Origin of the sequence: Nocardia testacea NBRC 100365 (genome assembly GCF_000308775.1) — a bacterium.
GTDB classification, from domain to species: domain Bacteria; phylum Actinomycetota; class Actinomycetes; order Mycobacteriales; family Mycobacteriaceae; genus Nocardia; species Nocardia testacea.
This window is the reverse complement of the sequence record NZ_BAGJ01000168.1, coordinates 1-20021: the sequence shown is the minus strand read 5'-3', so window position 1 is coordinate 20021 and position 20021 is coordinate 1. Positions and strand designations below refer to the sequence as shown.

Genomic DNA, 20021 nt, shown 5'->3' with positions numbered 1-20021 from the left:
CCGAGCCGTTCAGCCGCCGAGTTTGTAGCCCCGGTGCAGTGCGACCACGCCGCCGGTCAGATTCCGCCATTTCACCCCGGACCACCCCGCATCGGCCACCCGGCGGCCCAGCTGCCGCTGGTTCGGCCAGGCCCGGATGGATTCGGCCAGGTAGACGTAGGCGTCCGGATTACTGCTCACCGCCCGGGCCACCCGCGGCAGCGCCTTCATGAGGTACTCCATGTACAGGGTCTTGAACCCCGGAACGATCGGGGTGGAGAACTCACAGATGACCAGCCGGCCGCCGGGTTTGGTCACCCGCAGCATCTCCCGCAGCGCGAGATCGGTATCGGCCACGTTGCGCAGCCCGAACGAGATGGTCACCGCGTCGAAGGAATTGTCGGCGAAGGGCAGCGCCATGGCATCTCCGGCGACCATCGGCACCTTCCGGAAACGGCCGGCGGCCAGCATGCCCTGCGAGAAATCGGCGGCCACGCACCACGCGCCGGAGCGGCCCAGTTCCACGGTGGACACCCCGGTGCCGGCGGCCAGGTCGAGCACTTGCTCGCCGGGGCGCGGATCGATGGCCTTACGGGTCAGCCGGCGCCAGTAGCGGTCCTGGCCGGCCGAGATGACGGTGTTGGTCAGGTCGTATCGTCGCGCCACCCCGTCGAACATCGACGCGACCTCGTGCGGTTGTTTGTCCAGCGAGGCCCGGACCGATTGTGTTTTCACCACATCTCGACCCTAATGGGCGAGGACCGATCCGCCGCGTCGGGTCACGCCGAGCGGGACATCCGGTATCCGGTGCCGATCGCCTCGGCGTAATGGTCCATGAGCTCGGCGCAGATGGCGGGCCAGGTGCGGTGCAGCACCGATTTGCGGGCCGCCCCGGCGAACCGCTCGCGCAGCTGCCCATCACGTAGCGCCGCGACGGTGCCGGGCAACAGTTCGGTGAAATCGGGCACCGGGAGCAGATAGCCGTTGCGGCAGTGCGCGATCAGGTCACGCGGGCCGCCGGCGTCGGGACCGACGACCGGAACCCCGGAGGCCAGCGCTTCCTGCACGCCCTGGCAGAAGGTCTCGTGCTCACCCGGATGCACCATCACGTCGAGGCTCGCGTAGGCGCGGGCGAGCTCGTCGCCGCCGAGTTCGCCGGTGAAGATCGCGCCGGGCAGCAGACCGGCGAGTTTCTGCCGCTCCGGGCCGTCGCCCACGATCACCAGCTGCACCGACGGGTCGTGGGCCAGTACCGACAGCCGATCCACATGCTTTTCCGGGGCCAGCCGGCCGACGAAACCGACCAGCAGTTTCCGGCTGCCGCCCAGCCACTGCCCGCGCAGCTCCGCGCTACGTGCGACCGGGGTGAACCGCACGGTATCGACGCCGCGACCCCAGGTGTGTACCCGGGGGATCCCGTGCCGGGCCAGGTCCTCCACCGCCGCGCTCGACGGCGCCAGCGTCCGGACCGCGCCCTCGTGGATCCGCCGGGTCCAGCCCCAGGCGGCACGGGCCGCCAGACCCAGCCCGTAACTCTTCGCGAAACCCGCCACATCGGTCTGGTACACCGCCACCGCGGGCAGGTCCAGCCGCAGCGCCGCGGCCATCCCGCCCGCCCCGAGCAGGAACGGTGAGGCCAGATGCACCACATCGGGGTCGAAATCGTTCAGTACGCCGACCATGCCCGGCTGTGGCAGGCCCACCGGCAGCGAACTGATCCTCGGCACCATCACCGCCGGGACGCGGTGCACCGGGAACCTGCCGTGGTGCCGGGGCGCGGGCGGCTGTCCGCGCAGCGTATCGGGCGCGATGACGAGGGCGTCGTGCCCATGCCGATGCAGATGATCCAGCACCCGCAGCACCGAGTTCACGACGCCGTTCATATTCGGCAGAAACGACTCCGCAACGATGGCTACGCGCACTCGCTCAGTCTGAGCGGCCGCGGTCCCCCGGGACGCGTGGCCGATATGACGCGGGATCGAAGATCGGGCGAACACTCATCGAACCGGTCGCCGCCCGCATCAGCAGCCACAGCGTCGGCAGAGTGAGGGCCCAGGTCACGGCCAGGACCGACAGTGCCGGCAGGACAGCGACGCGGACATCGCGGCCCGCGACCCGGACCAGGTCGGGATCGGCGCGGTTGTATTCGACATTGATCCGCTCACCGGCGGTCAGGTTGGTCGGGTACAGCACCCCGACCTTGGGATTGTGGGTGACGCCGTCAGGTGTCACGTACATCACCGCCGAACGGAGGCGGCCGGCCGACAGCACCTCGCCGGTGGTTTCGCCCTTGTCGGATTCGATCAGGTAGTCGTTGCGCCAGGCCGCCAGGAACAGCAGCACCACCAGCACGCTCACCGACACCGCGGTGATCACCACGCCGACGCATACTTTGCGCAGGCGCTCGGCCCGCGCGGACCGGGCGGCCGGGGGCGCCGCACGTACCGGTTCGACCCCGGGTTCCGGGGCCGCGACCGGCGGCGCGACCATTTCTGCCTGCTGGGGCACGCTGCCTCCTCCGGAATCGTTCGCGGCCGGGGCGGCTGCGCCGACGCAACCATCGTCGCCCGGGTTACCGGGGTCGCGCGGTCCGCGGCGGCTGGTTTCCGGCACCGCAACAGGCTAGCGGGGTCGGCTAGGGTGAGCGCTCATGGCCCGAAAATTCGGCTTCACGTTGTCCTATCCGATCCCGGTGTCCGATCTGCACGCCGCGCTCACCGGAGAAGAACTGTGGCGAGACCGGTTCGCCGGCGCACCGACGGCCACCCTCGATCTGTCGCACCCCGGTGGCCCGGGCACCGCCCGGATCCAGATGAGCGAGACGATCCGGCAGGACAAGATCCCCGGCATCGTGCGCAAGGTGCTCAAGAGCGAACTGATCGTCACCCGCATCGATAATTGGCAGACCCTCGACGGGACGACTGCCGCGGGCACCTTCGAGGGCACCTCCTCGGCCATCTCCTCGGAGATGAAGGGCACCTATGAACTGCGCCCTACCGCCGAGGGTTCGGAGGTGGTGATCTCCGGTTCGGTGAAGGTCAAGGTCCCGCTGGTCGGCGGGGCCATCGAACCGCTCGCCGAGCAGTTGCAGCGGCGGGTCGCCGAAAGCGAACGCAAATACATCATCAAATGGTTCGAAGATCGCGCCCAGGTCTGACAGCTCTCCGGGGCCGCGCGGCAGCGCGCGGCCCCGGACATACCCCGGCGTTCGAGCACGGCGGCTCGCCCGGGATCAGGATGCGGCGCAGGGAGCGTCCTCCGCCGCGGCGGCCGTGGGATCGAACTCCTTCGGCTCGACCAGCACCAGCCAGTTCCCCGAATTGTCCCGGAGCACCGCTTCCACACCGTAGGGCCGTTCCGATGGGGGCTGGACGAAATCGACGCCCTTCGCGGTGAGTTCCGCATAGGCCTTGCGACAGTCCTGAGTATTCAGCCCCAGCGAGCCGTGGCTGCCATTGGCGAGCGATCGGCTGATCGCATCGGCGAGGTTCTCGTCCAAAGGCGGTCCGGGCAGCATCAGTGTGACCTCGAGTTCCCGGTGATCGGGGTGCGCGACGGTCACCCAGCGGAAACCGTTGTCCCCCATCTGGATATCGGCGGTCTCCACAAAGCCCAGGGTGTCGATGTACCAGTTCTTGGCGGCTGTCTGATCGGTCACGTACACGGTGACCAGCGAGATATTCGAAATGATCGGAGGCATGGTCCGAGACTATGGGCGTGCCGGGCCGCCCGGCTTCTCCGAAATTGCGGTATCGCGCCGGCGGTCGGACAACCCGTGCATGAAGATGTAACAGCCCGGGATACGAGGTGCTCCGTCGGCGAATTTCGCCTGGTATTCCGAGGGTGAGACACCCACCAGTTCGGTGAATTTCCGGGAGAACGAACCCAGACTGCTGTAGCCGACCAGCAGACAGACCTCGGTCACCGTGGTGTTGGTCGCCCGCAGCAGATCCTGCGCCCGCTCGATCCTGCGTTCGGCCAGATACACCGCGGGGGTCCTGCCGTAGGTGGCCGCGAAACAGCGCAGGAAATGGTATTTCGACACCCCGGCGGCCGCGGCCATACCGTCCAGATCCAGCGACCGGGCGTATTCACGATCGACGAGATCACGTGCCCGCCGCAGATGCGGGAGCAGATCCCGCGGTACCGGCCGCACCACCACGGCGGCCTAGCCGAAGGGCGCGAGGTCGTCGAACCGCATCGACGCCCGGCCTGCCGTGCGCCACGCGCGGGCGGTGAAATCCACATCCTCGTCGGTGACCAGATTGCCCATCACCCGGACCGCGGTGCGCTGTAGGAACTTCGAACGCATCACCGGCGGGCCGCCGAGCGGGACCATCCGCGGGTGGGTGGCCAGACCGGCGATCCGCCGCGCCACCGAATAGGTGCGGCCGTATTTCGCGCGCAACAGTTCCGGCCACACCCGGGTGAGGTCGGGCTCGTCCAACAGCCCGGCCAGCATGTGCCCGCCCTCCAGGCCGTAGTCGATGCCCTCGCCGTTCAGCGGGTTCACACAGCCGGCGGCATCGCCGAGCAGCGCCCAGTTGCGGCCCGCGATACCGGAGACCGCGCCGCCCATCGGCAGCAGCGCCGAGGAGACCGCGCGCACCGAGCCGCTCAGTTCCCATTCGTCGCGGCGCAGCTCCGTGTAATGCTCGAGCAGCGGTTTCAAGGCGATATGGGAGGGCCTGCGCTCGGTGGCCAGCGAGCCGACGCCGATATTCACCTCGCCGTTGGCCAGTGGGAAAACCCAGCCGTAACCGGGCACCAGGTCACCCTCGGCATTGCGCAACTCCAGATGTGAGGTGATCCACTGATCGTCGCTGCGGCCGGAGGAGATATAGGCGCGCGCCGCCACCCCGTAGGCGTAGCGGCGATGCCAGGTGCGGCCGAGCAGCTTGCCGACCGGGGAGCGCACCCCGTCGGCCACGAGCAGGGTCCGGCAGCCGATCTCGTGTGCAGCGGCGCCGACCCGCACGGTCACCCCGGTCACCCGGTTGCCGTCGCGCGCCACTGCCACGACCTTCGCGCCGTCGCGCATCCGCGCCCCGGATTTCACCGCGGTATCGCGTAGTTTGTCGTCCAGTTCGGTGCGCGGGATCGCACTGCCGTAGGTGGGGAACGAACCACCCGGCCACGGCAGCAATGCCTCGGCTCCGAAACCGGTCATCCGCAGACCGTGGTTGACGGTGTGCGCGCGCACCCATTCCCCCAGCCCGAGATGTTCGAGTTCCGCGGTGGCGCGCGGGGTCAGGCCGTCACCGCAGGTCTTGTCCCGGGGGAAGATCGCGGAATCCACCAGCAGCACATCGCGACCCGCGCGCGCGGCCCACGCCGCGGCCGCCGAACCCGCGGGGCCCGCCCCCACCACCAGCACCTCGACGTGGGCGGGCAGCGCGTCCCGGTCGGCTTCGGAAGGTGTGGCTTCGGGTGCACCCATGCGGTCAATAGTTACAGGTCGCCGACGGTGATGTCGATGGCGGTACGGTGCACTGCATGAGCGTGTCAGGCCCGGAGGCGGTAGCGCAGTGTGACCACGCAGGGCCCACGCTCATGCTCGAGCAATACAGTGATGGTGTTCATGGGCGTTCCGACGTGAACACGCTAGGTTCATCACCGTGGGGTCGGACGCATCCTTGGGAGAAGGTATGAGCACATCTGCTGTGAGCGAAGCCGGCACGGTGGTGGCGGGGGTGGACCTCGGGGACCCCGCGCTCGCCGAGACCGTACGCAACGGCCTCGACGAAGTAGAGAAACTGCTGGTAGAGGAACTGTCCTCCGGGGCGGCCTTCCTCCAGGAGGCCGCGCTGCACCTGGCCAAGGCCGGGGGCAAGCGATTCCGGCCGCTGTTCACCATCCTCACCGGCCAGCTCGGCCCCCGTCCCGGTGATCCCGACCTCGTCACCGCGGGCACCGTGGTCGAACTCGTCCATCTGGCCACGCTCTACCACGACGACGTCATGGACGAGGCCACCATGCGGCGCGGCGCGACGAGCGTCAACTCCCGCTGGGGCAACAGTGTGGCCATTCTCGCCGGGGACTACCTGTTCGCGCACGCCTCCCGGCTCACCTCCACCCTCGGCCCCGACGCCGTCCGCATCATCGCCGAAACCTTCGCCGAACTGGTCACCGGCCAGATGCGCGAAACCATGGGCGCCCGCGAAGAGAGCGACCCCGTCGCCCACTATCTGCGCGTGGTCTGGGAGAAGACCGGTTCGCTGATCGCGGCCTCCGGCCGTTTCGGCGGGACCTTCTCCGGGGCCGACACCGACCATGTGGAGCGCCTCGCCCGCCTCGGTGACGCCGTCGGTACCGCTTTCCAGATCTCCGACGACATCATCGATATCTCCTCCGAATCGGCCCAGTCCGGCAAGACCCCGGGCACCGATCTGCGCGAGGGCGTCCATACCCTCCCCGTCCTGTACGCCCTGCGCGACGAGGGCCCCGACGGCGACCGTCTCCGCACCCTGCTGGCGAAACCTTTGGAATCGGATGCCGAGGTGGCCGAGGCTCTGGAACTGCTCGGTCGTTCGCCGGGTATGACCCGGGCCAAGGAGAAGCTTCGCGAATACGCCGACATCGCTCACACGGAACTGAAGGCCCTCCCCGCGGGGCCCGCCAACGACGCCCTGGTCAAGCTGGTCCAGTACACCATCGAACGGGTCGGCTGAATATTCGGTGCCTGGCGCGGGAACGTCCGTGAAGGTGGGGATGTGGGCTGCTCGTGAAGGTGGGATGTGGGCTCGCTCGCGAAGGTGAGAGGTGGGCTCGGTCGTGAAGGTGAGAGGTGGGCTCGCTCGCGAAGGTGCTGTGTTTTTGGCGCGCTGGCGCGCGCGGGGTTGAGGCCCCCTTGGTCTCGCCGTTTCGGCCTCGAGACTTGCGCTTCGCGCGGGCGCTTTCGAGGCCGAAACGGCGAGACGGGCCTCAACCCTTTGAGGTGTCTCGTAAGACTCGACACATGGGGTTGCGTCGGCATTCGATGTCCGGAACGGATGCCGACTCGACCGCTCAGGCGGCCTGGCGTCCGATCGCTTTCACCAGTAGCAGCACCCTCTTGGTGCCGAGTTCGGCGTGGCCGGGAAAGTGGCGAGTCCCGTCGCTCCTTGGCCGAAGGTGCTCAATGGTCGCGCTCTATGGACGGCCCACCGCACATCGCAAGTCTCGAGGTCTGAACGGCGGGACCGAGGGGGCCTCGACCCCGCGGCGCCGAAGGCGCCGCCAAAAAACACAGCAGGAACTCCGTAGGGCCAGAGCTCGTTCTCCTCCTGTAGCGGTTCTGGCCGAAACTCGCGCGTCCGGTCGCGCGCCACGTATACAGGAGTGCTATGCACGGGCACGGGTTTGCGAATGGGATGAAAACGTTCGGGCTCATGGTCGGGCTCTCCGCGCTGATAGTCCTGGCGGGGGCAGCGTTCCGGAACACGACCATTCTGGTCGTCGCCGTACTCATCGCCGTGGCGATGAACGGTTACGCCTATTTCAACAGCGATAAGCTCGCGCTGAAGGCCATGCGGGCGCAGCCGGTGAGCGAGATCGAGGCGCCGGCCATCTACGGGATAGTGCGTGAGCTGGCGACCACTGCGCGACAGCCCATGCCGCGGCTGTACATAAGTCCCACGAATGCCCCGAACGCGTTCGCCACCGGGCGTAATCCCCGGCATGCGGCGGTGTGCTGTACCAGCGGTATTCTGCAGATCCTGGACGAGCGCGAATTACGGGCCGTGCTGGGTCACGAACTTTCCCATGTCTACAACCGGGACATCTTGATCTCCTCGGTGGCGGGGGCTATGGCCGCGGTGATTTCCGGGTTGGCGAATTTCGCGTATTTCGCGGCGGCGTTCGGCGGGAATCGGGGTGATTCCGGGCCGAATATCTTCGGTGTTCTGCTGGTGTCTCTGCTGGGCCCGATCGCCGCGGGATTGATCAAACTGGCGGTGTCGCGGTCGCGGGAGTACCAGGCCGACGAATCAGGCGCCGAGCTGACCGGCGATCCGCTGGCGCTGGCGTCGGCGCTGCGCAAATTGGAGCTCGGGGTGCAGGCGGCGCCGTTGCCGCCCGAACCCCGGCTGACCGCGCAGTCGCATCTGATGATCGCCAATCCGTTCCGGGCCGGTGATCGGATGGCCCGGTTGTTCTCGACGCACCCGCCGATGGCGGAACGGATCGCCCGTCTGGAGCAGATGGCCGGCCGCTGAAGGCGGGCCCGCTAGCGGTAGTTCACGAATTGCAGAGCGATTCCGAAATCGTCGCCCTTCAGCAGTGCGATGACGGCTTGCAGATCGTCACGTTTTTTGCTGGTGACGCGTAATTCATCGCCCTGGATCTGCGCTTTGACCCCCTTGGGGCCTTCGTCGCGGATCTTCTTGGAGATCTTCTTGGCGTGCTCGGAATCGATGCCCTGGACCAATGTCCCGGTGATCTTGTAGATCTTACCGGAGGCGACGGGTTCGCCGGCGTCGAAGGCCTTGAGCGAGATATCGCGGCGGATGAGTTTTTCCTTGAACACCTCGAGCGCGGCCTTCACCCGCTCCTCCGATTCCGCGGTGAGTACCACTTTGTCCTCGCCGGACCATTCGATGCCCGCGCCCGTGCCCCGGAAGTCGTAGCGGGTGTTCAGTTCCTTCTCGGCCTGGTGCAGGGCGTTGTCGACCTCCTGCCGCTCGACCTTGCTGACGATGTCGAATGATGAATCGGCCACACTGCGCTCCTGTTCACTGTTGGATCACCCTGGGTGCTTACGCAAGCTACCTGGTCGGTGCGGCGCCGCTGTGCGGCCATGGTGATCGGGGCAGTTCTGGGGATCTGGCCAGCGGGTTTGCATTCGGGGTGCGGGTTCGTTGTATCCTGCTCTGCGCACTGGGAAAGTGATCGGAAGATCGAAAGTGCGGTACGAGGCAGGTTGCCCGAGCGGCCAATGGGAGCAGACTGTAAATCTGTCGGTGAAAGCCTACGTAGGTTCGAATCCTACACCTGCCACCAGGAAACCCCCGCCGGTGAAAACCGGCGGGGGTTTTCTTCGTCCGGAGTGGTCCGGGCTTCGGCGGAAGCAGGTTCGCTCGTCAGAAACAAGCTCTGACCACCCGGTTTGGTGCTCTCGGTGGTCAGTGTGTACTCTCGTTCAAGTCTTCGAGGCAACGGGTAGGACTTCGTCGGTTCCCGCTGCCGAGAGGTCGTGCCCCCTTAGCTCAGTCGGCAGAGCGTTTCCATGGTAAGGAAAAGGTCAACGGTTCGATTCCGTTAGGGGGCTCGCCGGATTGCCGGTGGTGTCCCGACTCGGCACTCCAAGCCGCGGCGTCGCCGTCGCAGATGGCGTATAAGGCGGTGTAGCTCAGGCGGTAGAGCAAACGACTCATAATCGTTGTGTCGCCGGTTCGAGTCCGGCCATCGCTACCCATACTGATTGACCCTCTGGTTGACCGGAAAGAAGGCATATCGTGGCCGCGAAGTCCACCGATGTCCGGCCAAAGATCACCTTGGCCTGCGAGCAGTGCAAGCATCGCAACTACATCACCAAGAAGAACCGGCGCAACGACCCGGACCGGCTGGAACTGAAGAAGTTCTGCCCGAACTGTGGTACGCACCGGGCGCATCGCGAATCTCGCTGATCCTCGCGTGAGGCCGCTGCGGTAGCAGCGGGTCCCGAGCGTCCGCGCGCGGTTACGGCGTGTCGGATGTTCACAGCACCACGGTGGTAGGTCTTCGCCGGACCCCGGTCCGGCGGCCGGGGCGCTGCGGGGTTCGTATTCCTACTCGACGGCGGCGTCCTGGTCCTGTGGTGGTTGCGCGAACCACCGACACTGCGGCCGATCGCCGGTCGCGGTGATGATCAGGCGGCTGCTCGGCCCTTTCGGTCACGCCGACTCTATCTACGGGCCCGACGCCCAGCCGCCGTGCAGACTCCGTGCTGCGGGGTCAGATAGGTACAGTCCTCCCGTGACAATCAACACCGGTACAGACGAAGCGGTCGCGACGGATACGGATTTCGATCCCGCCGCCCACGCGGCCGCCATGGTCGGTCACCACTATCGTGTCGACGACTACTACGAGGTCGGCCGCGAGAAGGTGCGCGAATACGCGCGCGCCGTACAGGACGGCCATCCGGCGCACTGGGACGAAGATGTCGCCCTCGAGTACGGCTACGACGGTCTGGTCGCCCCACTCACCTTCATCTCCCTCGTTGGAATCCTGGCACAGCGCAAACTGTTCGAGACGGTCGTCACCGGCTACGACCTGAGCCAGATCATGCAGACCGACCAGATCCTGGAGTTCCACCGCCCGATCGTGGTCGGCGACCAGTTGATCTGCGATGTGCACCTGCACTCTTTCCGGCAGGCATTCGGCGGCGACATCATCGTCACCAAGAACATTGTCACCGACCAGCACGACGAGCTCGTGCTCACCACCTACACGACTCTGGTCGGCCGTAGTGGCGGCGATATCGACCCGAATCTCAACGAGGCAGTCCGCAAGGTGCTCATGCACGGAATGGACGCGGCGGTCCCCGATCACACCCCGCGCACCCGGCACGTCGTTCCGGCGCCCGCCGTCGGCGACGTGGTGCCGACCCGGTTCGCCCGGCGCTTCGACGACGTCTCCGTCGGTGACGAACTGCCCACCCGCATCGTCCAGCTGACCCGTGGTGACCTGGTGAACTACGCCGGTGTCTCCGGCGACGCGAACCCCATCCACTGGAGTGACGAGGTCGTCAAGATGGTGGATCTGGACAACTGTGTCGCGCACGGCATGCTCTCCATGGGCCTGGGTGGCGGTTTCATCACATCCTGGCTGGGCGATCCCGGCGCGGTCACGGAGTACAACGTCCGGTTCACCAGTCCCGTGTTCGTGAGCGCCACCGAGCCGGCCGAGGTCGAGTTCACCGGCAAGATCAAGTCCATGGATCCGGAAACGAAGACCGCCGTGATCGCCATCGTGGCGAAATCCGAGGGGCGCAAGATTTTCGGCCGGGCCACCGCGACCGTCCGGTTGTCCTGACCTGGTCGAGCGACCCTGATTGGCTTCTGCCGCCGACCGTGCCGTACACTCGGGTTTCTGGGGTCACCAGCCGATGCGCGCTGCTCTGCAAGGCTGGTTCCAGGCGGGGTTTCCGACCAGTGGCCGTACCGGCTGAGTAGGCTCGGACCGACGGGTCGCACCGGCCCCGCCGACGGGGCCGGCACCTGCCGGGGCGGCGCGCGTGTTGTGTGACACCAGCACCGACAACTGAATATCGCATGTGGCTGGACCCTACGACAGTCCGGTTCAGCCGAAGGGGCGTAGCTCAAATGGCAGAGCAGCGGTCTCCAAAACCGCAGGTTGCAGGTTCAAGTCCTGTCGCCCCTGCCCTGGATAACGGCGACGAGAGAGGATCGACGTGACCGACGAGCGGGACACGCGCCGCGGCGGATATGGCGCCGACGACGGCGATGACACCGCCGCCGTGCAGCGGCCGAGCGGAAAGCGTTCCGCTCGCCGTGGTCGATCCGTCTCGTCCTCCGCGTCCGATACCGGTTCGCTCGCGACCTTGGATCGGCCCACCCGCAAGGCCGAGACGAAGTCCGGCCGCGGCGAACGCGAACGGTCACGCAATCCGTTCGTGCGTTTGTTCAAGTTCCTGCGTGAGGTGATCGCGGAACTGCGGAAGGTTATCTGGCCCAACCGGAAGCAGATGGTCACCTATACGACCGTTGTTCTGGTGTTCGTGATCTTCATGGTCGCGTTCATCAGCGGGTTGGATCTGGCGTTCATCAAGGGTGTCGACTGGTTGTTCGGTTAGCCAGGTGACACCGGCGCCGTGAACCGATCCGCGCCGCGGGCCGGACGCAAGTCCCCGCCGCGCCCGAACCCGGCACGCAGAGGATGCACGTGACGACACAGGAAGCGAGTGCCCAGTGAGCACCCCGGAGAACGACACCACCGACGAGTTCCCGGTCGACGATCAGACGGCCGAGGAGGCCGCCGTATCCGTCGAGGAGCCGGCGTCCGACGCCGAGCCCGAGGCTGCCGACGAGGCCGCACCCGCAACCGCCGACGCGGAGGAGCCGGACCCGGTCGAGCAGATGAAGGCCGTCCTGCGGCGCGCTCCCGGTGATTGGTACGTCATCCATTCCTACGCCGGCTACGAGAACAAGGTGAAGACCAATCTCGAGACCCGTGTGCAGAACCTGGACCTGGAGGACTACATCTTCCAGGTGGAGGTGCCCACCGAAGAGGTCACCGAGATCAAGAACGGCCAGCGCAAGAGCGTCAACCGCAAGGTGCTGCCGGGCTACATCCTGGTCCGGATGGATCTGAACGACGAGTCCTGGGGTGCGGTCCGCAATACGCCGGGCGTCACCGGGTTCGTGGGCGCGACCTCGCGCCCCTCGCCGCTGACCATCAACGAAGTGGTGAAATTCCTCGTTCCCGCCTCGCAGCAGAAGAAGGCGGCCGCGCCGGCCGCCGCCGCGGCCGGTACCGAGACCGTCGGCGGCGAGGTCAAGGCCAAGCCCACCATCGAGGTCGATTTCGAGGTCGGCGAATCGGTGACGGTGATGGACGGTCCGTTCGCGACCCTGCCCGCCACCATCTCCGAGGTCAACGCCGAACAGCAGAAGCTCAAGGTGCTCGTCTCCATCTTCGGACGCGAGACCCCGGTCGAGCTGGAATTCACCAAGGTCGCCAAGATCTAGGCGGCGCCTGTGTTTCCCGGGGCCGTGGGTCCCGGGTCGGAGCTTGCAGAGAGCAAGGAACACCACACCCTAGGAAAGAAAGATGCCCCCCAAGAAGAAGAAGCTCGCCGGGATCATCAAGCTTCAGATCCAGGCCGGCGCCGCGAACCCGGCTCCGCCGGTCGGTCCGGCGCTCGGTCAGCACGGCGTCAACATCATGGAGTTCTGCAAGGCGTACAACGCCGCGACCGAGTCGCAGCGTGGCAACGTCATCCCGGTCGAGATCTCGGTGTACGAGGACCGGTCCTTCGACTTCAAGCTGAAGACCCCGCCGGCCGCGAAGCTGCTGCTGAAGGCCGCCGGTGTGCAGAAGGGTTCGCCCGAGCCGCACCGCAACAAGGTCGCCAAGGTGACCATGGACCAGGTGCGCGAGATCGCGAAGACCAAGCAGGAAGATCTGAACGCCAACGATATCGATCAGGCGGCCAAGATCATCGCGGGCACCGCGCGTTCGATGGGTATCACCGTCGAAGGCTGAGCGTCAGCGCCGGAGTAGGTAGCGCAGCGTAACCACGTAGGCGTAGCGAAGCCTTCCATCCGGCACCGAAGGCTGAGTGTGCCGCCGACGGGTGTGCGCACCCGACAGCACACACGGCTGATTTCGCCGATCCCGCTTCCGGTGGGAGGGCCGGCCAGGCCCGATAACCACAGCTGAACCACGACATTGCGGCGTGAGCGCCGGGCGCGTAGGCGGTAGCCTGCGTAACCACGAAGCGCCCCGGGAACGCCGCCAATAGAAACAGGACAGAGAAACATGGCAAAACGAAGCAAGGCGTACCTCGCCGCCGCCGAGAAGGTCGACCGCAGCAAGCTCTACTCGCCGCTGGCCGCGGCGCGGCTGGCCAAGGAGACCTCCACCACCAAGACGGACGCGACCGTAGAGGTCGCCATCCGGCTCGGCGTCGATCCCCGTAAGGCCGACCAGATGGTTCGCGGCACCGTGAACCTGCCGCACGGCACCGGTAAGACCGCCCGCGTCATCGTGTTCGCGGCCGGTGAGAAGGCGGCCGAGGCGGAAGCCGCCGGTGCCGACGCCGTGGGCGCCGAGGATCTGATCGAGCGGATCCAGGGCGGCTGGCTGGATTTCGACGCCGCGATCGCCACCCCCGACCAGATGGCCAAGGTCGGCCGTATCGCGCGTGTCCTGGGCCCGCGCGGTCTGATGCCGAACCCGAAGACCGGCACGGTCACCACCGATGTGACCAAAGCGGTCAACGACATCAAGGGCGGCAAGATCAACTTCCGGGTCGACAAGCAGGCCAACCTGCACATCGTCATCGGTAAGGCGTCGTTCGATGACAGCAAGCTGGTGGAGAACTACGGCGCCGCGCTGGACGAGATCCTGCGTGCCAAGCCGTCGACCGCCAAGGGGCGCTACGTCAAGAAGGTGACGGTCTCGACGAACACCGGACCGGGCATCCCGGTGGACCCGAACCGCACCCGCAACCTCCTGGAAGAGGACGCGTAAGCGCTCTCCGGAATACAGAACCGCGAAACGGCGGGAGCGTCATCCGACGCTCCCGCCGTTTCGCGTATCCGGGCGCCCCCCGCGCCGTTTCCGGTGGCGGCTGTGGGTCCGGGCGGCCGGTCGATGCCGGGGCGTCGCCGTCGGCCGCGGCTACCCGGCCGTCGGGGCACGGACTATTTTCGTGCGGCCGGCGGTTGCCGCATTGCGTGACTGTGGTTTTGCTGATCTCCGGGAGTACACGCGCCGGGTCGACCAATACGGCCGCGCTGCGCACAGTGCAGGCCGTGGCGCCGGAGGGGGTCGAGACACGCTGGTACGGCGGTCTGACTGATCTGCCCGCGTTCGTGCCCGAGGCCCCCGAGCCCGCCCATGGCGCAGTGCGGCAGTTACGAGAGCAGCTGGCGGCCGCGGACGCGGTGCTGTTCTGTACCCCGGAGTACGCGGGCACGCTGCCGGGCAGTCTCAAGAACCTCCTGGACTGGACCGTGGGTACCGGCGATCTTTACGGAAAGCCGGCCGCCTGGCTCACCGTCGCGGCGCCGGGCCGGGGTGACGGGGCCGCGGCGACGCTGGCGAGTGTGCTCGGCTATGTCGGGGCCGAAGTGGACGAGCAGAGCTGTGTGCGCCTGCCCCTCTCGCGGACCGATATCGGAGAAGACGGGCTCGTCGTCTCCCCGGTGTTCCGGACCGACGCGGCCGAGGTGGTGCGCCGGCTGGCCGCGCGCCGTCGAGACTCCGGCACCGACCGCATCGAGTCCGGTATCCGCTAGGCGGACGGGAGCCGGCGCGCTCCGGTCAATCCGGCTATCGCATCCGTTTTGCCAGATGAGGCAGTGTCCGGCTATGCTCGATCAGGTTGTCGACCAGTTCGGCACCACCAATCCGTTCTACCGAAGACCGTTGGTCGCCGATTTCGTCTGAAATCGGTCGAAGGTCCGGCAAGAGTGCCGGCGGCCCACGCAGGGAGAGCCGAGGCTGGAGAATGTGCACGCTCATCCGTGCCTATACTTTTTTCGCGCCCCGGAACGCTCTGCGTTCGGGGCGCTTGTTCTTTTGCCGGCCCCTGATTCGGTAGGGCATATCCATACCGACATCAGAGAGGAGGCGAAGTATGGCGAAACCCGAAAAGGTTGCCGCGGTCGCGGAGATCGCCGAGCAGTTCAAGGAATCGACGGCCGCAGTCGTCACGGAATACCGTGGCCTGTCCGTCGGCGCGCTCACCGAACTGCGTCGCGCGCTCGGTGCCGACGCCACGTACTCCGTCGCCAAGAACACCCTGGTGAAGCGCGCTGCGGCCGAGGCCGGCGTGGAGGGTCTGGACGATCTGTTCGTCGGACCCACCGCGATCGCGTTCATCTCCGGTGAGCCGGTCGACGCCGCCAAGGCGCTGAAGACCTTCGCCAAGGACCACAAGGCGCTCGTCATCAAGGGCGGCTACATGGACGGCGCTCCGCTGTCCGTGTCCGAGGTCGAGCGGATCGCCGATCTGGAGTCCCGCGAGGTCCTGCTGGCCAAGCTGGCCGGTGCCATGAAGGGCAACCTGGCCAAGGCCGCCGGTCTGTTCAACGCTCCCGCCTCGCAGGTGGCCCGCCTGGCCGCCGCGCTGCAGGAGAAGAAGCAGGCCGACGGCGGCGAAGCCGCCGCGGAGTAAGACCCGCGTCCTCATTCGCGGAACGGTCGACTCCGGCTCGCCCGCGCAGACATTCACTATCGAAAGGAAATATCAATGGCCAACGTTGACGAGCTGCTCGAAACCTTCGGCAACATGACCCTGCTGGAGCTCTCCGACTTCGTGAAGAAGTTCGAGGAGAAGTTCGAGGTCACCGCTGCTGCTCCGGTCGCCGTCGCCGCCGCGGGTGCCGCCCCGGCCGCCGCCGAGGCCGCCGAGGAGCAGGACGAGTTCGACGTCATCCTCGAGGGTGCCGGCGACAAGAAGATCCAGGTCATCAAGGTGGTCCGCGAGATCGTCTCCGGCCTGGGCCTGAAGGAGGCCAAGGACCTCGTCGAGGGTGCCCCGAAGCCGATCCTGGAGAAGGTGGCCAAGGAAGCCGCCGAGGCCGCCAAGGAGAAGCTGGAAGGCGCCGGCGCCAAGGTTTCGGTCAAGTAATACCGACCGGCACTGCCGGAAACGGGCGGTTCCCCACGGGGGACCGCCCGTTTTCTTCGTATTACGACCGCTTTTCTCGTGCGCTGGTTAACGGCGGTTCTGCGGTATCGAACTCGGCAAGCATGGTTACTCTTCGGTCAGGTCGGGTGTGCTATGGGCGTGCCATGGGTTACAGTGGCCGGACTCGCTGTGACGTGACGCACCGCTTCCGGGTCTGTGGTGCAAAGCGGGTAGCTCGCTGAGAAATGTGGAGGTTGGCGTGGGCGTCGAGGTCAGGACCGAGAGTGTAACCAAGTCGTTCGGTTCACAGCGGATTTGGCAGGACGTTTCTATTACCCTGCCTGCCGGTGAGGTCAGCGCGCTGCTGGGCCCGTCGGGTACCGGTAAGTCCGTATTCCTGAAGTCGCTGATCGGCCTGCTCCGGCCCGAGCGCGGCTCCATCTTCATCGGTGGTACCGATATCACCACCTGCTCCAACAAGGAGCTCTACGAGATCCGGAAGCTCTTCGGCGTGCTGTTCCAGGACGGCGCGCTGTTCGGCTCGATGAACCTCTTCGACAATGTCGCGTTCCCGCTGCGCGAGCACACGAAGAAGTCCGAATCCGAGATCCGCAAGATCGTCATGGAGAAGCTCGAGCTCACCGGTCTGCTCGGTGCCGAGGGCAAACTGCCCGGCGAGATCTCCGGCGGTATGCGCAAACGAGCCGGCCTGGCCCGGGCGCTGGTGCTCGACCCGCAGATCATCCTGGTCGACGAGCCCGACTCCGGTCTGGACCCGGTGCGCACCTCGTATCTGAGCCAGCTGCTCATCGATATCAACGCCCAGATCGACGCCACGATCCTCATCGTGACCCACAACATCAACCTGGCCCGTACCGTGCCGGACAACATCGGCATGCTGTTCCGCCGGCAGCTGGTCATGTTCGGCCCGCGCGAGGTCCTGCTCACCAGCGAGGAGCCGGTGGTCAAGCAGTTCCTCAACGGCCGCATGATCGGCCCCATCGGTATGTCCGAGGAGAAGGACGAGGCCCAGATGGCGCGCGAGCAGGCGATGGTGGACGCCGGCCATCACCACGGTGGCGCCGAAGAGGTCGAGGGCATCATCCCGCAGATGAAGGCCCAGCCGGGGATGCCGGTGCGCCAGGCGGTGGAACGCCGGAAGAACCGGGTACGTGAGATCATGCACACTCTGCCGCATGCCGCGCAGGTGGCCATCCGCGAGTCGCTCGATCAGAACGACGAGACGATGGCCATGTCCTACAACTCGGGCCAGCGCGCCGGCGACCGCGGTAACGATTTCCCCGGGTCGGATTTCGACACCGCGCAGTACCCCAAGGTGTAAGAAAGCTTGTTTCCGAAAGCAGCGCGTCGGGTTCGTACCCGGCGCGCTGTTTCGTGTCCGGGGTGGGTGTTCCCGGGCCGCTGCGGCCGCCGTATCCGGCCGGAACAGGGCCGATGCGGCGACGCGTTGGTGATCTTGTACTGCGGCCGCCCTTCCGAAGGACGCCAGGTCGGCACGGCCACTTGACGAGTTTCGCCGGACCAGTCACGCTATTGGTGGCGGCTTCGGCCGCCGTCGGTAGTGGACGACCGCCAGCGCCGAATTCGTTGTCGGAGGCTCCGCCCGTGGACCGGAACGCAGCCAGCGGAACCGGCCCGGCGCGTCAGCCACGCAACGCTTCGCCGGGGTGGTACTTTGACACCTCCGTGTAGGTAGGTGTAGGTTTGGACGTTGCGCTGGCTGCCTCCTGTCCATTCCTTGATCGCACTACGAAAGTCCCACCCTTCCGGTGTTGCTTCCGTTGTTTGCTGTTCGAGTCTCGTTCGGGTCGTGACCAGCGAGAATCCCAAAATGTAGCAGACAAGCGACGGTCGCGGACCACCACGCGACGCGCGTGAGGTGCTGGAAGGACGCATCTTGGCAGTCTCCACCCAGACAAGCGCCAATACGAAGCTGGGAGTTTCCGGGGGTATCCCCGGGGCTCCGTTGCGGGTGTCTTTCGCGAAGATCCGGGAGCCGCTGGAGGTGCCCGGACTTCTCGATCTACAAACGGAATCTTTCGCCTGGTTGGTCGGCACGCCGGATTGGCGTGAGCGCGCTGCCGCTCGCGGTGACGGCGGGCTGGTCGGCGGGCTCGAGGAGGTGCTCGAGGAGCTCTCGCCGATCGAGGACTTCTCCGGCTCCATGTCCCTGTCGTTCTCCGATCCTCGGTTCGAAGAGGTCAAGGCCTCGATCGACGAGTGCAAAGACAAGGACATGACCTACGCGGCGCCGTTGTTCGTCACCGCGGAGTTCATCAACAACAACACCGGCGAGATCAAGAGCCAGACGGTTTTCATGGGTGATTTCCCGATGATGACCGACAAGGGCACCTTCATCATCAACGGCACCGAGCGTGTCGTGGTCTCCCAGCTGGTGCGTTCGCCGGGTGTTTACTTCGATCACTCCGTCGACAAGAGCACCGAGAAGGATCTGCACAGCGTGCGGGTCATCCCGTCGCGCGGCGCGTGGCTGGAATTCGACGTCGACAAGCGCGACACCGTCGGTGTGCGGATCGACCGCAAGCGGCGTCAGCCGGTGACGGTGCTGCTCAAGGCGCTCGGCTGGACCACCGAGGAGATCACCGAGCGTTTCGGGTTCTCCGAGATCATGATGTCCACCCTGGAGAAGGACAACACGGCCGGCCAGGACGAGGCGCTGCTCGATATCTACCGCAAGCTACGCCCGGGCGAACCGCCCACCAAGGAGTCCGCGCAGACCCTGCTGGAGAACCTGTTCTTCAAGGAGAAGCGCTACGACCTCGCGCGCGTGGGTCGCTACAAGATCAACAAGAAACTGGGTCTGCACCCGGGCGAGGCGATCGACGGGTCCGTGCTGACCCGCGAGGACATCGTCTCGACCATCGAGTACCTGGTGCGCCTGCACGCCGGTGACCGTACGATGACCGCCCCCGGCGGCGTCGAGGTGCCGGTCGAGGTGGACGATATCGACCACTTCGGTAACCGTCGTCTGCGTACCGTCGGTGAGCTCATCCAGAACCAGATCCGGGTCGGCCTGTCCCGGATGGAGCGTGTGGTCCGCGAGCGGATGACCACCCAGGACGTCGAGGCCATCACGCCGCAGACCCTGATCAACATCCGTCCCGTCGTGGCCGCGATCAAGGAGTTCTTCGGAACCTCCCAGCTCTCGCAGTTCATGGACCAGAACAACCCGCTCTCGGGTCTGACCCACAAGCGCCGCCTCTCGGCGCTGGGCCCCGGCGGTCTGTCCCGTGAGCGCGCGGGCCTCGAGGTCCGCGACGTGCACCCCTCGCACTACGGCCGCATGTGCCCGATCGAGACCCCGGAAGGCCCGAACATCGGCCTGATCGGTTCGCTGTCGGTCTACGCGCGGGTGAATCCGTTCGGGTTCATCGAGACCCCGTACCGCAAGGTGGAGAACGGCCGCGTCACCGATGAGGTCGTGTACCTCACCGCCGACGAGGAGGACCGGCACGTCCGGGCCCAGGCCAACTCCGCGGTCGACGCCGACGGCAATTTCGTCGAGGACCGGGTGCTGTGCCGCCGCGGTAACGAGGAAATGGAATTCGTCCCGGCCACCGAGGTCGATTACATGGACGTGTCGCCGCGGCAGATGGTGTCGGTGGCGACGGCGATGATTCCGTTCCTGGAGCATGATGACGCCAACCGTGCTCTGATGGGTGCGAATATGCAGCGTCAGGCCGTGCCGTTGATTCGTTCCGAAGCCCCTGTGGTGGGC

21 protein-coding genes and 4 tRNA genes are annotated in these 20021 nt (G+C 66.3%); 18 read left to right on the top strand and 7 right to left on the bottom strand.

Annotated features, from left to right (window positions below):
* Nucleotides 1–9: 9 nt before the first annotated feature.
* Genes ON38_RS22525 through ON38_RS22515 form a run of 3 tightly spaced genes read right to left on the bottom strand, consistent with a single transcriptional unit; the run spans nt 10 to nt 2469 of the window.
* Complete coding sequence (locus ON38_RS22525; RefSeq protein ID WP_039826916.1) at nt 10–717, bottom strand: demethylmenaquinone methyltransferase; 708 nt, start codon at nt 715–717, stop codon at nt 10–12.
* Nucleotides 718–758: 41 nt separating this feature from the next.
* Nucleotides 759–1901, bottom strand: a complete 1143-nt coding sequence (locus ON38_RS22520) for a glycosyltransferase family 4 protein (protein WP_083873018.1) — start codon at nt 1899–1901, stop codon at nt 759–761.
* Nucleotides 1902–1905: 4 nt separating this feature from the next.
* The gene (locus tag ON38_RS22515; RefSeq protein WP_245564159.1) at nt 1906–2469 is read right to left on the bottom strand and encodes a DUF3592 domain-containing protein; all 564 of its coding nucleotides are present in this window, start codon (nt 2467–2469) and stop codon (nt 1906–1908) included.
* 160 nt (nt 2470–2629) lie between these two features.
* On the opposite strand from ON38_RS22515, the gene ON38_RS22510 reads away from it, so the two are divergent.
* Nucleotides 2630–3136: a DUF2505 domain-containing protein gene (locus ON38_RS22510; RefSeq protein WP_039826914.1), complete on the top strand. Its 507-nt coding sequence runs from the start codon at nt 2630–2632 to the stop codon at nt 3134–3136.
* A gap of 75 nt (nt 3137–3211) precedes the next feature.
* Here the strand turns inward: ON38_RS22510 and ON38_RS22505 are convergent, their stop codons facing one another.
* The 3 genes from ON38_RS22505 to ON38_RS22495 are packed head-to-tail and all read right to left on the bottom strand — an operon-like array spanning nt 3212 to nt 5419.
* The gene (locus ON38_RS22505; protein ID WP_051165071.1) at nt 3212–3670 is read right to left on the bottom strand and encodes a VOC family protein; all 459 of its coding nucleotides are present in this window, start codon (nt 3668–3670) and stop codon (nt 3212–3214) included.
* An 18-nt stretch (nt 3671–3688) separates the two neighbouring features.
* Nucleotides 3689–4138 (bottom strand): helix-turn-helix transcriptional regulator, encoded by a 450-nt coding sequence (locus ON38_RS22500; RefSeq protein ID WP_039826953.1) that lies wholly within the window; start codon nt 4136–4138, stop codon nt 3689–3691.
* A gap of 9 nt (nt 4139–4147) precedes the next feature.
* Nucleotides 4148–5419 carry a geranylgeranyl reductase family protein gene (locus ON38_RS22495; protein WP_039826913.1) on the bottom strand — a complete coding sequence of 424 codons (1272 nt, stop codon included), beginning with the start codon at nt 5417–5419 and terminating at the stop codon, nt 4148–4150.
* 208 nt (nt 5420–5627) lie between these two features.
* On the opposite strand from ON38_RS22495, the gene ON38_RS22490 reads away from it, so the two are divergent.
* Nucleotides 5628–6650, top strand: coding sequence for a polyprenyl synthetase family protein (locus ON38_RS22490; RefSeq protein WP_039826912.1), 1023 nt, complete (start codon nt 5628–5630; stop codon nt 6648–6650).
* Between the two features lie 654 nt (nt 6651–7304).
* Complete coding sequence (htpX, locus tag ON38_RS22485; protein WP_039826911.1) at nt 7305–8174, top strand: zinc metalloprotease HtpX; 870 nt, start codon at nt 7305–7307, stop codon at nt 8172–8174.
* 11 nt (nt 8175–8185) lie between these two features.
* On the opposite strand, the gene ON38_RS22480 is transcribed toward htpX, so the two are convergent.
* Nucleotides 8186–8677 (bottom strand): YajQ family cyclic di-GMP-binding protein, encoded by a 492-nt coding sequence (locus ON38_RS22480; protein ID WP_039826910.1) that lies wholly within the window; start codon nt 8675–8677, stop codon nt 8186–8188.
* A 195-nt stretch (nt 8678–8872) separates the two neighbouring features.
* On the opposite strand from ON38_RS22480, the gene ON38_RS22475 reads away from it, so the two are divergent.
* The 15 genes from ON38_RS22475 to ON38_RS22405 form a co-directional block, all read left to right on the top strand.
* Nucleotides 8873–8958 (top strand) — tRNA-Tyr (locus ON38_RS22475).
* Nucleotides 8959–9153: 195 nt separating this feature from the next.
* Nucleotides 9154–9226 (top strand) — tRNA-Thr (locus ON38_RS22470).
* Between the two features lie 70 nt (nt 9227–9296).
* A tRNA-Met gene (locus tag ON38_RS22465) sits at nt 9297–9369 on the top strand.
* Nucleotides 9370–9413: 44 nt separating this feature from the next.
* Entirely contained in the window at nt 9414–9584 is a 171-nt protein-coding gene (gene rpmG, locus ON38_RS22460) for a 50S ribosomal protein L33 (RefSeq protein ID WP_011211653.1), read from the top strand.
* A 334-nt stretch (nt 9585–9918) separates the two neighbouring features.
* Entirely contained in the window at nt 9919–10971 is a 1053-nt protein-coding gene (locus tag ON38_RS22455) for a fused (3R)-hydroxyacyl-ACP dehydratase subunits HadA/HadB (protein WP_039826952.1), read from the top strand.
* Nucleotides 10972–11246: 275 nt separating this feature from the next.
* Nucleotides 11247–11319, top strand: a tRNA-Trp gene (locus ON38_RS22450).
* Between the two features lie 31 nt (nt 11320–11350).
* Nucleotides 11351–11752 (top strand): preprotein translocase subunit SecE, encoded by a 402-nt coding sequence (gene secE / locus ON38_RS22445; protein WP_039826909.1) that lies wholly within the window; start codon nt 11351–11353, stop codon nt 11750–11752.
* A 115-nt stretch (nt 11753–11867) separates the two neighbouring features.
* Nucleotides 11868–12647 (top strand): transcription termination/antitermination protein NusG, encoded by a 780-nt coding sequence (nusG, locus tag ON38_RS22440; RefSeq protein ID WP_039826908.1) that lies wholly within the window; start codon nt 11868–11870, stop codon nt 12645–12647.
* 82 nt (nt 12648–12729) lie between these two features.
* On the top strand, nt 12730–13164 hold the full coding sequence (gene rplK, locus ON38_RS22435; protein ID WP_039826907.1) for a 50S ribosomal protein L11: 435 nt from the start codon (nt 12730–12732) through the stop codon (nt 13162–13164).
* 276 nt (nt 13165–13440) lie between these two features.
* Nucleotides 13441–14154 carry a 50S ribosomal protein L1 gene (rplA, locus tag ON38_RS22430; protein WP_039826906.1) on the top strand — a complete coding sequence of 238 codons (714 nt, stop codon included), beginning with the start codon at nt 13441–13443 and terminating at the stop codon, nt 14152–14154.
* 206 nt (nt 14155–14360) lie between these two features.
* Nucleotides 14361–14924 carry an NADPH-dependent FMN reductase gene (locus tag ON38_RS22425; protein ID WP_051165064.1) on the top strand — a complete coding sequence of 188 codons (564 nt, stop codon included), beginning with the start codon at nt 14361–14363 and terminating at the stop codon, nt 14922–14924.
* Between the two features lie 341 nt (nt 14925–15265).
* Nucleotides 15266–15805 carry a 50S ribosomal protein L10 gene (rplJ, locus tag ON38_RS22420; protein ID WP_039826905.1) on the top strand — a complete coding sequence of 180 codons (540 nt, stop codon included), beginning with the start codon at nt 15266–15268 and terminating at the stop codon, nt 15803–15805.
* Nucleotides 15806–15880: 75 nt separating this feature from the next.
* Nucleotides 15881–16261: a 50S ribosomal protein L7/L12 gene (gene rplL / locus ON38_RS22415; RefSeq protein WP_030525645.1), complete on the top strand. Its 381-nt coding sequence runs from the start codon at nt 15881–15883 to the stop codon at nt 16259–16261.
* Between the two features lie 259 nt (nt 16262–16520).
* Nucleotides 16521–17603, top strand: coding sequence for an ABC transporter ATP-binding protein (locus ON38_RS22410; RefSeq protein WP_245564157.1), 1083 nt, complete (start codon nt 16521–16523; stop codon nt 17601–17603).
* 561 nt (nt 17604–18164) lie between these two features.
* Nucleotides 18165–20021, top strand: a 1857-nt coding sequence (locus ON38_RS22405) for an RNA polymerDNA-directed RNA polymerase subunit B (RefSeq protein WP_506330622.1), incomplete at its 3' end; no start/stop codon positions are given.

What these genes read in the sequence shown, in the direction of transcription:
- rplK (WP_039826907.1), top strand. Translation starts at nt 12,730, where the DNA reads ATGCCCCCCAAGAAGAAGAAGCTCGCCGGGATCATCAAGCTTCAGATC.
- ON38_RS22490 (WP_039826912.1), top strand. Translation starts at nt 5,628, where the DNA reads ATGAGCACATCTGCTGTGAGCGAAGCCGGCACGGTGGTGGCGGGGGTG.
- rplA (WP_039826906.1), top strand. Translation starts at nt 13,441, where the DNA reads ATGGCAAAACGAAGCAAGGCGTACCTCGCCGCCGCCGAGAAGGTCGAC.
- ON38_RS22495 (WP_039826913.1), bottom strand. Translation starts at nt 5,419, where the DNA reads ATGGGTGCACCCGAAGCCACACCTTCCGAAGCCGACCGGGACGCGCTG.
- rplL (WP_030525645.1), top strand. Translation starts at nt 15,881, where the DNA reads ATGGCCAACGTTGACGAGCTGCTCGAAACCTTCGGCAACATGACCCTG.
- ON38_RS22510 (WP_039826914.1), top strand. Translation starts at nt 2,630, where the DNA reads ATGGCCCGAAAATTCGGCTTCACGTTGTCCTATCCGATCCCGGTGTCC.
- ON38_RS22515 (WP_245564159.1), bottom strand. Translation starts at nt 2,469, where the DNA reads ATGGTCGCGCCGCCGGTCGCGGCCCCGGAACCCGGGGTCGAACCGGTA.
- htpX (WP_039826911.1), top strand. Translation starts at nt 7,305, where the DNA reads ATGCACGGGCACGGGTTTGCGAATGGGATGAAAACGTTCGGGCTCATG.
- rplJ (WP_039826905.1), top strand. Translation starts at nt 15,266, where the DNA reads ATGGCGAAACCCGAAAAGGTTGCCGCGGTCGCGGAGATCGCCGAGCAG.